This window comes from Rhodospirillum rubrum ATCC 11170 (genome assembly GCF_000013085.1).
In the GTDB taxonomy this organism is placed as follows: Bacteria; Pseudomonadota; Alphaproteobacteria; order Rhodospirillales; family Rhodospirillaceae; genus Rhodospirillum; species Rhodospirillum rubrum.
This window is the reverse complement of record NC_007643.1, coordinates 42111-55926: the sequence shown is the minus strand read 5'-3', so window position 1 is coordinate 55926 and position 13816 is coordinate 42111. Positions and strand designations below refer to the sequence as shown.

At 65.8% G+C, this 13816-nt stretch carries 14 protein-coding genes; 9 read left to right on the top strand and 5 right to left on the bottom strand.

The genetic code is table 11. The features are described from left to right. Positions 1–33: 33 nt before the first annotated feature. From RRU_RS00265 to RRU_RS00240, 6 genes are all read left to right on the top strand, one after another. The gene (locus tag RRU_RS00265) at positions 34–2022 is read left to right on the top strand and encodes an acetyl-CoA carboxylase biotin carboxylase subunit (RefSeq protein WP_011387813.1); all 1989 of its coding nucleotides are present in this window, start codon (positions 34–36) and stop codon (positions 2020–2022) included. 305 nt (positions 2023–2327) lie between these two features. Then, positions 2328–3881, top strand: a complete 1554-nt coding sequence (locus RRU_RS00260) for an acyl-CoA carboxylase subunit beta (protein WP_011387812.1) — start codon at positions 2328–2330, stop codon at positions 3879–3881. Positions 3882–3893: 12 nt separating this feature from the next. Next, complete coding sequence (locus tag RRU_RS00255) at positions 3894–4301, top strand: hypothetical protein (RefSeq protein ID WP_011387811.1); 408 nt, start codon at positions 3894–3896, stop codon at positions 4299–4301. Further along, entirely contained in the window at positions 4298–4702 is a 405-nt protein-coding gene (locus tag RRU_RS00250) for a biotin/lipoyl-containing protein (RefSeq protein WP_011387810.1), read from the top strand. The genes RRU_RS00255 and RRU_RS00250 overlap by 4 nt, the downstream gene beginning before the upstream one ends. A 78-nt stretch (positions 4703–4780) precedes the next feature. Next, positions 4781–5407, top strand: a complete 627-nt coding sequence (locus RRU_RS00245) for a LysE family translocator (RefSeq protein WP_011387809.1) — start codon at positions 4781–4783, stop codon at positions 5405–5407. A 142-nt stretch (positions 5408–5549) separates the two neighbouring features. Beyond that, entirely contained in the window at positions 5550–7157 is a 1608-nt protein-coding gene (locus tag RRU_RS00240; protein WP_011387808.1) for an ABC-F family ATP-binding cassette domain-containing protein, read from the top strand. A gap of 86 nt (positions 7158–7243) precedes the next feature. Here RRU_RS00240 and RRU_RS00235 read toward each other — a convergent pair whose 3' ends face one another. From RRU_RS00235 to RRU_RS00215, 5 genes are all read right to left on the bottom strand, one after another. Next, positions 7244–7753 carry a DUF523 domain-containing protein gene (locus tag RRU_RS00235; RefSeq protein ID WP_011387807.1) on the bottom strand — a complete coding sequence of 170 codons (510 nt, stop codon included), beginning with the start codon at positions 7751–7753 and terminating at the stop codon, positions 7244–7246. Positions 7754–7766: 13 nt separating this feature from the next. Then, positions 7767–8987, bottom strand: a complete 1221-nt coding sequence (locus RRU_RS00230; protein ID WP_237703809.1) for a beta-ketoacyl-[acyl-carrier-protein] synthase family protein — start codon at positions 8985–8987, stop codon at positions 7767–7769. Positions 8988–9127: 140 nt separating this feature from the next. Beyond that, positions 9128–9379 carry an acyl carrier protein gene (locus tag RRU_RS00225; RefSeq protein WP_011387805.1) on the bottom strand — a complete coding sequence of 84 codons (252 nt, stop codon included), beginning with the start codon at positions 9377–9379 and terminating at the stop codon, positions 9128–9130. Positions 9380–9415: 36 nt separating this feature from the next. Then, the gene (gene lpxD / locus RRU_RS00220) at positions 9416–10525 is read right to left on the bottom strand and encodes a UDP-3-O-(3-hydroxymyristoyl)glucosamine N-acyltransferase (RefSeq protein ID WP_014625858.1); all 1110 of its coding nucleotides are present in this window, start codon (positions 10523–10525) and stop codon (positions 9416–9418) included. A 270-nt stretch (positions 10526–10795) separates the two neighbouring features. Beyond that, positions 10796–11293 (bottom strand): hypothetical protein, encoded by a 498-nt coding sequence (locus tag RRU_RS00215; RefSeq protein WP_011387803.1) that lies wholly within the window; start codon positions 11291–11293, stop codon positions 10796–10798. Positions 11294–11633: 340 nt separating this feature from the next. On the opposite strand from RRU_RS00215, the gene RRU_RS00210 reads away from it, so the two are divergent. The 3 genes from RRU_RS00210 (at position 11634) to ccmB (ending at position 13785) form a co-directional block, all read left to right on the top strand. Next, positions 11634–12089, top strand: a complete 456-nt coding sequence (locus RRU_RS00210) for a c-type cytochrome (protein WP_011387802.1) — start codon at positions 11634–11636, stop codon at positions 12087–12089. A gap of 329 nt (positions 12090–12418) precedes the next feature. Continuing rightward, on the top strand, positions 12419–13120 hold the full coding sequence (gene ccmA, locus RRU_RS00205) for a heme ABC exporter ATP-binding protein CcmA (RefSeq protein ID WP_011387801.1): 702 nt from the start codon (positions 12419–12421) through the stop codon (positions 13118–13120). Beyond that, complete coding sequence (ccmB, locus tag RRU_RS00200) at positions 13117–13785, top strand: heme exporter protein CcmB (RefSeq protein WP_011387800.1); 669 nt, start codon at positions 13117–13119, stop codon at positions 13783–13785. The genes ccmA and ccmB overlap by 4 nt, the downstream gene beginning before the upstream one ends. The last annotated feature ends 31 nt before the right edge of the window (positions 13786–13816 follow it).

Genomic DNA, 13816 nt, shown 5'->3' with positions numbered 1-13816 from the left:
CTCCACCAACGACCGCAGACATCGGGGCATGAGATGTTCGATAAGATCCTGATCGCAAACCGCGGCGAAATCGCCTGCCGCGTTATCAAGACCGCCCGCAAGATGGGCATCAAGACGGTGTCGGTTTACAGCGACGCCGACCGCAACGCCGTCCATACCGACATGGCCGATGAAAAGGTCCATATCGGCGGCTCGGCCTCGGCCCAGTCCTATCTGGTCATCGAGCGCATCGTCGAAGCCTGCAAGCGCACCGGCGCCCAGGCTGTCCATCCCGGCTATGGTTTCCTGTCGGAAAACAAGGCCTTCCAGATCGCCCTGGCCAAGGAGGGCATTGCCTTCATTGGTCCCGATGCCCTGGCCATCCAGGCGATGGGCGACAAGATCGAATCGAAGAAGCTGGCGGCCAAGGCCGGGGTCAGCACGGTTCCGGGCTATATGGGCGTGATCAAGGACGCCGAGGAGGCGGCCCGCATCGCCTCCGAGATCGGCTTCCCGGTGATGATCAAGGCCTCGGCCGGCGGCGGCGGCAAGGGCATGCGCGTCGCATGGTCGGTCGAAGAGGCCCGCGAGGGCTTCGTCTCGGCCACCAACGAAGCCAAATCGAGCTTCGGCGACGACCGGGTGTTCATCGAGAAGTTCATCGAGCAGCCGCGCCACATCGAAATCCAGATCCTGGCCGACGGCGAGACCTATCTTTACGTCAACGAGCGCGAATGCTCGATCCAGCGCCGCAATCAGAAAGTGGTCGAAGAGGCGCCCTCGCCCTTCCTCACCCCCGAGGTCCGCAAGGCCATGGGCGAGCAGGCGGTGGCCCTGGCCAAGGTGGTCGATTACAAAAGCGCCGGCACCATCGAATTCATCGTCGACGCCGCGCGCAATTTCTACTTCCTGGAAATGAACACCCGCCTTCAGGTCGAGCATCCGGTGACCGAAATGATCACCGGCCTGGATCTGGTCGAATGGATGATCCGCATCGCGGCGGGCGAAAAGCTGACGCTGCGCCAGGAGGACATCGGCATCGACGGCTGGGCGATGGAATGCCGGATCTATGCCGAGGATCCCTATCGCAACTTCCTGCCCTCGATCGGTCGTCTGGTGCAATACGCGCCGCCCGAGGAGATCGAGGGTCAGGTGCGCGTTGATACCGGCGTCGAGAACGGCGGCGAGATCAGCATGTATTACGATCCGATGATCGCCAAGCTGGTCACCCATGGCGCCGACCGCGCCGAGGCCATCCACCGCATGCGCAACGCCCTTGACGCCTTCCTCATCCGCGGCGTCGCCCATAACATCCCCTTCCTCGCCTCGCTGTTGTCGCGCGAGCGCTTCGTCGAGGGGCGGCTGACCACCAATTTCATCGCCGAGGAATACGCCAACGGCTTCAACGCCTCGGATCTGCCGCCCGAGGATCCGTCGATCCTGATCGCCGTGGCCGCCACCGTCCACCAGAAGGGATCGGACCGCAACGCCAATATCACCGGCCAGATCAGGGGCCACGAAAAGAAGCTCAAGCACGATTGGGTGGTGCGGCTGAACGGCACCAACCATCTGGTCAATGTCCGCTCGATCGACGGCGGCCACGAGGTGGTGCTCGAGCATGGTCCGGTCAATGTGTATCACGACTGGAAATTCGGCCATTCGCTGTTCCGCTGCGCCATCGACGGCCGCGAGGTCTGCGTGCAGATCGAGCGCGAGGGCGTGGGCTATCGCCTGCACCACGCCGGCACCCAGGCCTCGGCCCTGGTGCTGACCCCGGAAACCGCCCATTACGCCTCGCTGATGCTCAAAAAAGAGCCGCCCGATATGTCGCTTTACCTGCTGTCGCCGATGCCCGGCCTGCTGGTATCGCTGGCGGTCGAAGAGGGCCACGAGGTCAAGGCCGGCGAGACCCTGGCGGTGATCGAGGCCATGAAGATGGAGAACATCCTCAAGGCCCAGCATGACGGCGTGATCGCCAAGGTTCATTCCAAGCCCGGCGACAGCCTGTCGGTCGATCAGAAGATCCTGGAATTCGCGCCTTAAGCCGTTTTCCGCCCCAAGCGGAGAGGGGTTGACCACCCTTTTGAAAGGGCGCCTTGACGGAAAGGCGCCTTTTCTTTTTTTGGGCTTGTCAAAGACGGCGGCGGAGGCGAGCCTGGGAATGGTTCCGGTGGTTTCGCCGGCCCGCCTGCAACCCGCCTGCCATCGCCTTTTCCCCCGGTCCGGTCCCGCGCCCTTACACCATTCTTTCCCTTGCGGACCGCCCGACCCCGCTGGCAGGCTTTCCATCCTTCCCAGAGGAACGCCGTCTCTCCGCTCAGGGGCGGTCAAACAAGAACGGGTCGAACATGGCGATTTCCAAGACGCTCGTCGACGAGCTGGAGAAGCGGCGCGCCATCGCGCTGGAAGGGGGCGGCGCCGACAAGGCCGCCGCGCGTCACGCCAAGGGCCGCCTGACGGCCCGCGAACGCCTGATGGCGCTTTATTCGCCGGGAACCTTCCAGGAATTCGGCCTCCACGCCCTTCATAACACCCGTCACTTCGGCATGGAAAACAAGCCGATCCCCGCCGACGGCGTGATCGTGGGCACCGGCTTCGTCGATGGCCGGCCGGTCGCCGGCTTCAGCCAGGATTTCACCGTCGCCGGCGGTTCGCTGGGCGAGATCCACGCCCGCAAGATCTGCCATACCCTTGATCACGCGGTGAAGGCCGGCATTCCGGTGGTCGGCTTCCAGGATTCGGGAGGGGCGCGCATTCAAGAAGGCGTGGGCGCGCTGTCGGCCTATGGTCAGGTCTTCTACCGCAATGTCCAGCTTTCGGGCGTGGTGCCGCAGATCGCCGTCATCGCCGGGCCCTGCGCCGGCGGCGCGGCCTATTCGCCGGCCCTGATGGATTTCGTCATCATGACCCGCGAGAACGCCCAGATGTTCATCTGCGGTCCCGAGGTCATCCGCGCCGTCACCGGCCAGAGCACCACGGTCGACGAGATCGGCAGCGCCCAGGTTCACGCCTCGGTCTCGGGCAATATCCATTTCATCGCCGAATCCGACGATCACGCCGTGGCCATCGCCCACCGCCTGTTGTCGTTCCTGCCGTCGAACAACATGTCCGACCCGCCCCATACCATCGAGCCCGATCTGTCGATCGATGACGATCCGGGCTTCGACGACCTGCTGCCCGCCGATTCCAAGACCCCCTTCGATGTCCGCGAGGTGATCTTGCGGCTGTCCGACGGCGGCGATTTCATGGAGGTGATGGCGGACTTCGCCGCCAATATCGTCATCGGCTTTGGCCGCATCGGCGGCGTGGTGGTCGGCTATGTCGCCAACCAGCCCCTGGTCAAGGCCGGCACGCTTGATATCGACGCCAGCGACAAGGCCGCCCGCTTCGTGCGGTTCTGCAACATCTTCAACATCCCCCTGGTCACCCTGGTCGATGTTCCGGGCTTCCTGCCCGGGGTGATGGAGGAACGCCGCGGCATCATCCGCCATGGCGCCAAGATGCTGTTCGCCTATGCCTCGGCCACCGTGCCCAAGATCACGGTCATTCTGCGCAAGGCCTATGGCGGCGCCTATCTCGCCATGTGCAGCCAGGACATGGGGGCCGACCGGGTGCTCGCCTGGCCCAGCGCCGAAATCGCCGTGATGGGCGCCGAGGGCGCGGTCAGCATCCTTTACAACAAGGAACTGGCCCAGGCCGAGGATCGGCAGGCGCGGGCCCGGGAACTGGCCGATGACTACCGCGCCGAATTCGCCTCGCCCTATCTGTCGGCGGGCATGCTGTTCGTCAGCGACATCATCCAGCCGCGCCAGACCCGCAGTGCCGTGGCCCTGACCCTGCGCGGCCTGCTGTCCAAGCGCGAGACCCGGCCACCGAAGAAGCACGGCAATATTCCCTTGTAAGGAGATCGGCCCATGATCGAGATCCTGACCGTTACCGTGGTCATCGCCATCGTCACCGTGGTTCCGCTGGTCGTCTTGTGGATGGTCAGCGGCTGGTCGGAGCGCGCCTTCGCCCCCGCCGCCGCCCCGCCGCCCACCGCCGCGCCGCAAGCCCGGCCAGAGGCGGCGATGGCGGCGCCCAATAGCGCGGTGGCGGGCATTCCCGCCGCCCATCTGGCGGTTATCGGCGCGGCGGTGGCCGCGCTGATGGACCGTCCCTATCGTATTTCCCGCGTCATCGCTCCGGCCCATAAGATCGCCGACTGGCCGCAGGAAGGACGCATCGAAACCTTCAGTGCCCACCGTATCCGCACCAACTGGGGGCCGACACGCCCGACCCTGGGCGGTCAGACACCAGATATTCTGAGAGGACGGACATGATGAAACGCCTGCGGATCACCGTGGAAGGCACCGCCTACGACGTGACGGTGGAAGAGCTCGACGCCCCCGAAGGGGCGACCGCCCCCCTCGCGGCCGCGCCGAGCGCGAGCGCCCGTCCGCCCGCCCCGGCGACGCCCCGCCCGGCCGCCCCGCCCCCCGCACCCGCCGCCCCGGCGCTGCCCGTCGGCGAAGGCGCGGTGGTCAGCCCACTGGCCGGCACGGTGGTGAAGCTCGCCGTCGCCAACGGCCAAAGCGTCGCCATCGGCGATGTGCTGGTGGTTCTCGAGGCGATGAAGATGAACACCCCGATCGCCGCCACCCGGGCCGGTCAGGTCACCGCCATCGCCGTCGCCGTCGGCACCACGGTGTCCGAAGGTCAGGTTCTGCTGACTTTGGGGTAAAACAAACCGCGACCATCCCAAGCGGGGGCCCCCGCCGTTCTCCGGGCCCCCGTCCGCAGTGTTTTTTGGTGTGATGAGATGACGATTGAAACCTGGGGGCTGTTTTGCGCGGCCGTCTTCGTGCTGGCGGGAACGCCCGGGCCCAATATGCTCCATGTGCTGACGCGCAGCGTTAAATTTGGCGCGCGGCGCAGCATCCCGGCGATGCTCGGCTGCCTGAGCGCGCTGATGACCATTCTTCTGGCCTCGGCCACCGGCTTAAGCGCCGTGCTGATCGCCGCCCCCGGGCTTTTCGAAGCCCTGCGCTACGTCGGCGTCGCCTATCTGGTTTATCTGGGCGTGAAGGCGTGGCGCGGCGAGGAGGCGGCCGTTGACCCGGCGCTCCCGGCTTTGCCGGTATCGATTTCGGCCTGGGCCTTGTTTCGCGGCGGCTTCCTGATCGGCATCAGCAATCCCAAGGCGATCTTGTTCGCCGCCGCCTTCCTGCCGCAATTCGTTAGCCAGAGCGCCCCGCAGATCCCGCAATTCGCCGTGCTGATCGTGACCTTCGCCGCCGTCGAGCTGTTCTGGTATGCCATTTACGGCATGGGTGGCCAGAAATTGGCGGGCTATCTGATCCGCCCGGCCTTGAAGCGCGCCTTCAATCGCCTGACCGGCGGCATTTTCATGGGCTTTGGCGTCGCCCTGCTCCGCGTGCGGTTCTAGAGAACCGGCCCAAAGAGCTCGCCTTTCGCTCGCGCTTTCCTTACCTTGAGAAATGATCCCGAGCTGACAGGAGCTTTTTCAGACATGGATTTCCCCCTCGCTGCTTTCGCCCGTCCCGCACTGCAACGAGAAGTCTCGCCCCATGTCCGCATCCATTGCTCTTGCCAATCTTGGCTGGTCCACGCCTGACGGCACCGCGCTTTTCACCAATCTGACTCTTACCTTCGGACCGGAGCGGATCGGCCTTGTCGGGCGCAACGGCACCGGCAAAACGACCTTGCTGCGGTTGATCCAGGGGGCGTTGGCGCCACAGGCCGGCACGATTCAGGTGACGGGAACCCTGGGCTGGCTGCGTCAGGATGTGTCGTCCACCCCCAAGGATACCCTTGCCGATCTGTTCGACGCGGCGCCCGCGCTTGCCCTGCTCGACCGCGCCGAAATCGGACAGGCCACCGCCACGGAACTGGCCGAGGCGGATTGGACGCTTCCCGCCCGGATCGAAAGCGCCCTGTCGCGCTTTGGCATCGAGGCTGATCTCCAAACCCCGCTTTGCGCCCTCTCCGGCGGACAGCGTACCCGCGCCGGGCTCGCCGCCCTGATCTTCTCCGCGCCCGATTTCCTGCTGCTTGATGAACCGACGAATACTCTCGATCGCAGCGGCCGGCGGGCCGTGATCGACCTTATCAAGGGCTGGCGGGGAGGGGCGATCGTCGTCAGCCATGACCGCGAGGTGCTGGAAGAAATCGATGGCATTGTGGACCTCACCACCCTGGGGGCCACTTTCTACGCCGGGAATTACAGCCGCTATCGGCTGCGCAGGGCCGAAGAGCTTCAGACGGCCGCCGAGGATGTGGCCCATGCGGCGAAACGTCAGGCCGAAAGTGACCGGCGCGCGCAACAGGCCGCCGAGCGCAAGGCCCGCCGAGACAGCGCCGGGCGCAAAACCCGGGCCCGCAACGATCAGCCGAAAATCCTGCTTGATCGGGCAAAAGAGCGGGCCGAGACCTCGGGCGGCGCCAATGCCCGCCTGCGCGAAGCCCGGCGCAAGGAGGCGCAGGCCGACCTTGCCGCCGCACGGGCGCGGATCGAGGTATTGCAACCGATCCGCATGGATATTCCCTCGACGCATCTCCCGGCCGATAAGCTGGTGGCGAGACTTGAAGGCGTAACCGGCGGATATGATGCGGACCGGCCAGTGATCGGCAACCTGTCCTTAACCCTCACCGGCCCCGAGCGGATCGCCTTCACCGGCCCCAATGGCTGTGGCAAGACAACCCTTCTTTGGCTGATCACCGGTAAACTGCGCGCGCAGCGGGGCAGGATCGACCTTTATGTTCCCCATGCCCTTTTGGATCAGCAGGTCGGATTGCTCGATCCCGGCCTTTCCATTCGCAATAATTTTCTGCGCCTGAACCCTCAAGCTGACGAGAACCAGTGTCGCGCCGCCTTGGCCCGCTTCCAGTTTCGCGCCGGGGACGCCCTGCAAACGGTGGGCACGCTCAGCGGCGGCCAAAAACTGCGCGCGGGCCTTGCCTGCACCTTGGGTCGGGCGCAACCACCGGGACTTCTTATGCTGGATGAGCCGACCAACCATCTTGATCTGGAGGGGATCGAGGCCCTGGAAGCGGCGCTCTCCGCCTATGACGGGGCCCTGCTGGTGGTCAGTCACGACGAGGCCTTTCTGGAACGGCTGTCTTTGGATCGAAGGGTCGACCTTCGATCCAAAGAAGAGAGCAGAGCGCGACGATGATTTGCTCCCCTCTCAAACGTTTAGAGCGGGGATGGGGCGGAAAGCCGGTGTCGCCTTTTCCGCGCTATCGCCGCGCCGACCGCCCCCTACCAGGCTGTGGTCAGGGCGAGGGCGAGATCGGCGACCTCGTCTTCGGTGAAGACCGCCAGCCCTTCGCGGCGCAGCAGGGCGGCGGTGACGCCGCGGCCCTCGTGCAAGGTGCCGGCGAACGATCCGTCATAGATCAGCCGCACCCCGCAAGACGGGCTGCGGTTGCTGAGCAAGGCGAAGCGGCAGCCCTGCTCGCGGGCCAGATCGGCGGCGCGGCGGGCGCCCAGCAGGTATTGATCGGTGATGTCGATGCCCCGGTTGTCACAAACCCGGCCGAAGCCATCAAGCACATCCTCGCCGGTTCGCGCTTCGGCGATCTCGGCCGGTGGCCGCGGGGTCGAAAAGCCGGCCAGGATTTCCGGGCAAAGCGGCACCAGCCGCCCTTCGGCCCGCCATGTTTCCAGCAGTGGGTGAAGGACCGGCTTGGCGGTCGCGTTATAACGGATGGGCTCGCCCAGCAGACAACCGCTGACGAGGATACGGGGGGTTACCGGTAGCGGAGCCAAGAACCGATCTCCGTCAGCCGACGAACCGCCGCAGGGCCAGCACCGCGTTCAGGCCACCGAAGGCGAAGCTGTTGGAAATCCCCGCGTCAACCGTGACCTGACGAGCCACATTGGGCACGTAGTCCAGATCGCATTCGGGATCGGGCTCGGTGAAATTCAGCGTCGGAGCGATCAGGCCATCGCGCAACGCCAGAATCGTCGCCACCAGTTCCACCGCGCCAGACGCCCCCAGCGAATGACCGTGGAACGATTTCGTCGCCGAAATCATCAGCTTGTGGGCATGGTCGCCGAAAACCTCGTGCAGGCATTTGGTTTCGGTCGCGTCATTGGCCACCGTTCCGGTTCCATGGGCGTTCACATAGGCGATGTCTTCCGGGGCCAAGCCGCCATCGGCCAAAGCCATGCGAACGGCGCGGCTCGCCCCGTCGACCGAGGGGCTGAGCAGATCGCCGGCATCGGCGGTCATGCCAAATCCAGCCATTTCGGCATGGATGGTCGCCCCGCGCTTCTGGGCGCTTTCCAGGGTTTCCAGCACGAAAACCGCCGCGCCTTCGGCCAGGACCATGCCGCTGCGATCCTTGCAGAAGGGCCGGCAGGTATCCTTGGCGACGACGCGCAGGGCTTCCCAGGCCTTGATATGGCCCATGGTGATCAGGGCGTCGGCGCCGCCGACCACGGCGACATCGGCCATGCCCGACCGCACCATGTGAAAGCCGAGGCCGATGGAATGGGTGGCGGTGGCGCAGGCGCTCGATACCGAGAAAGCCGGGCCCTTCAGCCCGAATTCCATAGTCACCTGACTGGTCGCCGAATTGTTCATGTATTTGGGCACGGTAAAGGGCGGCACCCGGTGCTTGCCCTCTTCATAGAGGCGGCGGTAGCCCTCTTCGAGGGTGATCAGACCGCTGCCACCGCTGCCAATGATGCAGGCGCAGCGCGGCGCCAGATCCTCGTCGATGGTCAACGCGCTATCGGCCATCGCCTCGCGGGCGGCGACCAGGGCGAGCTGGGCGAAGCGATCGAGCATCGCCAGCTTGTCAGAGGTGAAATGGGCCTTGGGATCGAAGCCCTTCACTTCGGCGGCGATCTTGACGGTCAGCCGGTCGGTGGAGATGGCTTCGATCGGACCGATCCCACTCCGCCCCTGGCGCAGGGCCTCGGCGAATTCCCCAACATTGGCTCCGATCGCCGAAACCGCCCCCATGCCCGTAACCACGACGCGCCGCATGCTCATACCCGCCTTGCCCATGTTTCCAAGTAAAAGCCTTCCCCGACACCCCAAGCCCGAACCCGTCGCCGGGTCGAAACTCAAGCGGGCCCGATCCGGCGGATGCCGGAGGGCCGAAGGCTGCTTTCATGCCGTAAGAAAGGGTGTCAGCCCCGCTCCTCGACCAGTTTTTCGACGGCCCCGACAATATCCCCCAGGGCCTTGAAATCCTGGTCCTGCGTATTGGCGTTGTAGGGGACTTCGATATCGAACTCCTCCTCCACCGCGAAAACGATCTCGACGAAATCAAGCGAAGAGATTTCCAGTTCGCTTAACGACGCCTCGCGCGTTAATTTGGCGCGATCGATGTTGGTCTTTTCGACGATGATATCGTAGATCTTGCTTTCGACGTCGCTCATTGATGATCGAACCAATTGGTTGTTGATACAAAGATTTCAGGACGGGACAGTAAGGGATCTTATCCGCTTTTTCAGCTCTGAAACATCCTTGAACAGATGTTTAAGACGGCGCGAGAAAAGATAGTGTTCCGTCGCCTGGTCTTTTGGCAGGGCGGGATACCCCATCCAGACGGAGCGCGGCGGGATATTGCTGCCAACCCCCGATCCGGCGCCAACCACGGCGTTGTCGCCAATGGTGATGTGGTCGGCGACGCCAACCCGGCCGGCCAGAACCACGCCATCGCCGATCACCGCGCTGCCGGCGATGCCGACCTGGGCGCAGAGCATGCACAGGCGACCAACCCGCACGTTATGGCCGATCATCACCATATCGTCGATCTTGGTGCCGTCGCCGATCCGGGTATCATCCAGGGTGCCGCGATCGATACAGGTATTGGCGCCGATTTCCACGTCATCGCCCAGCACCACCGCGCCCAGCGAGGCGATGCGCGCCAACCGGCTGTTGATGGCGTCAACCCGGCCGGTGGCCTTGGCGCTTTCCACCGATCCCGGTTCGGGGGTGACGAAGCTGAAGCCATCGGCGCCGATCACGGCGTTGGCGTGAAGGATGACGCGATCACCCACGCGCACGCGCTCGCCGATGCGCACCCCGGGATGGAGCAGGCAGTCGGCCCCGACCACCGCCCCGGCGCCGATGCTGACGCCGCTATGCACCCGGCTTCCCGCCCCGACGCGGGCACCGAAGCCGACATGGACGAAGGGGCCAAGCGCCGCGCCCTCGCCAATCTCGGCGCCCTCTTCGACCACGGCGCTGGGATGGATGCCCGGGGCCAGACGGGCGGGCTGTTCGAAACGCCCGGTGATGACATGCATGGCAAAGCGCGGACGCCCCACCTCGATCCAGCCATCGACCGAGCCGGCGGGCGGAACGGCGCCGCCGGCCACCAGGGCGGCGCGGGCGGCCGAGCCCTCCAGGGCGGCCAACAAGGCCGGCTCCATGGCGACGGCCAGATCGGTCACGCCCTCGCCGGCTTCGGCCCGGGCCGGATGGACGGGACGGCGGATAATCAAATCACCCTGGCCATGCAGCGTGCCGCCAAGGGCCTCGGCCACCTGCGTCAGGGTCATCGGAAGGGGCTGTGTCATTTGAATAGATGAACTCCTGCAGACGGCTTCCCTCCACAGGACGGGGCAAACCGCGGGCATCGCGGTCTCTCGGAAAGCCGGTCGCGCGGTCGGCGACGCCAGGAAGGAACGGCCCGCCTAAGCCGGAGAACCGTCCCCATCCCGCGCGGCGACCATACCGGCTCGGTCCGGGCAAGGCAATACGCCGACGGACGCACGGCCTACACGAGGGGGCCCCCCCATCGGGGCGGGAACCGGGAAGGGCGATCCCGCCCCGATGGCGTCGGCGTTTCAGCCGGTCCGCCGGTCCGCTCGCGGAGGGCGGGCGTCGTCGATCACCAGAACCCCCGTGTTATCGGTCAGATCGAAGGCCGCGCCCGGATCGCTTGCGGCGTCACCACCGGCCCTCTCCAGGTCGCTCTCGTCCTGCCCGATCCACGCGCCGTCCAGGTCGCGATGCGCCCGATCCCCGGGCCGATCCCCGATAAGAAGGAAAAGATCGGGAGCCGGGCCCTCCGACAGCAGATCATCCCCGGCCGCAAGGTCGTCCGCCGCGTCCCGGATCGGGGGAAGGCCGCCGACCATCAGGCCGTCGGTGCCATCACCCGAGACGAAAGCGCCGTCAGCGTTATCGGCGCCCTCGCCATGCGAGGCCAGATAGCTGGCGAAATCGATATCCTGAGCCTCGGCCGACAGGGCCGCGCCGCCGGCGGAGACCGCCGAGTCGCCGGGATCACTTTTGGCCGTGAACAGGTCGCCTTGCGGGGGAATGTGGGTATCCTCGGCCATGGATCTATCCTTGAAAAACTGCCCCGCCGAGGGTCTTGGACAAGGCCGATCCCGGCTCGGCGGGCGGCGCGAAACGCCGCTTGGCCCCTTGGCTTAATAGACCTGATTGAGCGCCCCCACTATTGAGACGAAAGCCCAGGTTTGGGCCGTTCCCCCCAGCGCCCGGAAAAATGGTTGCGGAGCTGGAGGTTAGCGCGGAGGGCGCCTTGGGAGTATAACCTTTGACCTAATTCGCCCCCCCCGTGGTGACGGTGGAACCCGCTCAGAGCGGAGGGGACGAAGAAAGCCGCCGTGTGTTTTTCCACCTGTCACTCGCATACCCGGACGTGAGGATCGATCAATGGCCTTCTCCCTTCGCTTCGCCCCACCCCTGGGCTTGGCTCTTGTCCTGGCCGCCTCGGCTGGTCTGGCTTGGGCCACCGGGGCCGATGTCATTCAAGCCCGACGGGAGGGCATGAAAACCATGAAATCGGACGTTCGCATCCTTTCGGAGATGATCGAGGGGCAAGGCGTCGTCGATCCCCAGACCGCCGCCCGCTCGGCCCGGTCGCTGGGCGAGGCCGCCCGGGCCATTCCCGGATTGTTTCCCGAAGGCTCGGCCCGCCCGCCCAGCACCGCCCGCCTCGCCGTTTGGGCCGATTGGGCCCAGTTCACCGATCTGGCCCGGCAGTTATCGGACGCGGCGGAGGATCTGGAGAGGGCGGCGGTGAACGGGTCTTTCGAGGACGCCAGCGACGCCTTCGTCCGGGTGACGCGCAGCTGCCGAAACTGCCATCGCGCCTTCAAGGAGGATTAATAAGGAAAGACCGGTCCCGCACCCTCCCCTTCCAAAAAATCGCCACATTTGCCCCTGATCTTCAACCTCAAGGCGCCCGGTTCCCTTCTTAAGCTGAAGACCGGACGCGGGAAAACCGTCCATGTGCCCCCGGGCGGCTTCTTCCCGGGACGCTTTCAGCGAAAGCGTCGGCGGCTGGCGCATTCCAACCCCTCCATCACCCCGGAGCGCCGGCCGCCTTTTTTCGCCCGCCTTTGCCGTCCTCCGCCCCTGGGGACGGCTCCCATGCAGAGGGGCCGACGCGTAAGCGGGATTGGCGGCGGAGCGTTTATCGGCTAAACGAACCCCCCATGATCGTCCCCCCCGACAGCGCTGGTTTTCCCGAGGCCCCGGCCATCTTCGCCGGCGAGGACTTGCTGTGCGTGCGCGGCGAGCGGGCGATCTTCGCCGGTTTGTCCTTTCGCCTCGCCCCCGGCGGCGCCCTGTTGCTGCTTGGCCCCAACGGCTCGGGCAAATCGTCGCTCTTGCGGCTTTTGGCCTTGCTGCTGCGTCCGGCCGCCGGCCGGCTGACCTGGGGGGGCCAAGCCGTGGCCGCCGACCCGGAAGCCCACGGCGGGCGCTGCCATTACGTCGGCCATCTGGATGCGATCAAGCCGGTTCTGGCCCTGCGCGAGAATGTCGCCTTCTGGGCCAAGCTGGCCGGAGCGGGCGAGACCCATGTCGATCGGGCGCTTAAGGCCTTCGCCTTGGCGCCTCTCGCCACCATCCCGGGGCGCATGTTGTCGGCCGGGCAGAAGCGCCGGGCCAACCTCGCCCGGCTGATCGCCGCGCCGGCGCCGCTGTGGCTGCTTGACGAGCCGACGACGGCGCTTGATCGCGCCTCAATCGGCGTTCTTGAGGATCTGATCGCCCGCCACCGGGCGGCGGGGGGTATGGTCGTGGTCTCGACCCACCAGGACATCACCCTGCCCGGGGCGACGGTGCTTGCCCTCGACCACTTCGCCCCCGACCCGTCGCGCGCCGCCGGTTTGTTCCTGGAGGACGAGGGATGAGCGGAGTCTTTTTGTCGGTTCTGACCCGCGAACTGCGTCTGGCCCTGCGCCAGGGCGGCGACAGCCTGATGGTGGTGGCCTTTTTCGTCGTCACCGTGGTGCTGTTTCCCTTTGGCGTCGGCCCCGAACCGGCGGTGCTTGAACGCATCAGCGCCGGGGTGCTGTGGGTCACCGCCCTGCTCGCCTCGATGCTGTCGCTCGACCGCCTGTTCCAGCAGGATTACGAGGATGGCAGCCTTGACCTGCTGGTGCGCTCCTCGGCGCCGTTGAGCGCCGTCGTCATCGCCAAGGTCGCCGCCCATTGGCTGACCTCGGCCCTGCCGCTGATCGCCGCGGCGCCCCTGCTCGCCGTCTTGCTGCAGATGCGCGGCGATGGCTTCGCCGTGCTGATGGCGGCGATGGCGCTCGGCACCCCCAGCCTCAGCCTGATCGGCGCCGTGGGGGCCGCCCTGGTGCTCGGCGCCCGGCGCGGCGGGGTTCTGGTGTCGTTGCTGATCCTGCCGCTGTCGGTGCCGATTCTGATCTTCGGCGTTTCGGCCGTCGACGCGGCGGTGATGGGATTATCCTATGCCGCCCAACTCAAGGTCCTGGCGGCGATTTTGCTTGTCACCCTGGCGCTTTGCCCCTTCGCCACGGCGCTCGCCTTGCGTCAGGCGGTGGAATGACGCTTTCTGGAAGACTTCCAGATAAAACCGC

Excerpts from the sequence above, each read along its gene's own strand:
- RRU_RS00265 (WP_011387813.1), top strand. The coding sequence starts at position 34 with ATGTTCGATAAGATCCTGATCGCAAACCGCGGCGAAATCGCCTGCCGC.
- RRU_RS00260 (WP_011387812.1), top strand. The coding sequence starts at position 2,328 with ATGGCGATTTCCAAGACGCTCGTCGACGAGCTGGAGAAGCGGCGCGCC.
- RRU_RS00255 (WP_011387811.1), top strand. The coding sequence starts at position 3,894 with ATGATCGAGATCCTGACCGTTACCGTGGTCATCGCCATCGTCACCGTG.
- RRU_RS00250 (WP_011387810.1), top strand. The coding sequence starts at position 4,298 with ATGATGAAACGCCTGCGGATCACCGTGGAAGGCACCGCCTACGACGTG.
- RRU_RS00245 (WP_011387809.1), top strand. The coding sequence starts at position 4,781 with ATGACGATTGAAACCTGGGGGCTGTTTTGCGCGGCCGTCTTCGTGCTG.
- RRU_RS00240 (WP_011387808.1), top strand. The coding sequence starts at position 5,550 with ATGTCCGCATCCATTGCTCTTGCCAATCTTGGCTGGTCCACGCCTGAC.
- RRU_RS00230 (WP_237703809.1), bottom strand. The coding sequence starts at position 8,987 with ATGAGCATGCGGCGCGTCGTGGTTACGGGCATGGGGGCGGTTTCGGCG.
- RRU_RS00225 (WP_011387805.1), bottom strand. The coding sequence starts at position 9,379 with ATGAGCGACGTCGAAAGCAAGATCTACGATATCATCGTCGAAAAGACC.
- lpxD (WP_014625858.1), bottom strand. The coding sequence starts at position 10,525 with ATGACACAGCCCCTTCCGATGACCCTGACGCAGGTGGCCGAGGCCCTT.
- RRU_RS00215 (WP_011387803.1), bottom strand. The coding sequence starts at position 11,293 with ATGGCCGAGGATACCCACATTCCCCCGCAAGGCGACCTGTTCACGGCC.
- RRU_RS00210 (WP_011387802.1), top strand. The coding sequence starts at position 11,634 with ATGGCCTTCTCCCTTCGCTTCGCCCCACCCCTGGGCTTGGCTCTTGTC.
- ccmA (WP_011387801.1), top strand. The coding sequence starts at position 12,419 with ATGATCGTCCCCCCCGACAGCGCTGGTTTTCCCGAGGCCCCGGCCATC.
- ccmB (WP_011387800.1), top strand. The coding sequence starts at position 13,117 with ATGAGCGGAGTCTTTTTGTCGGTTCTGACCCGCGAACTGCGTCTGGCC.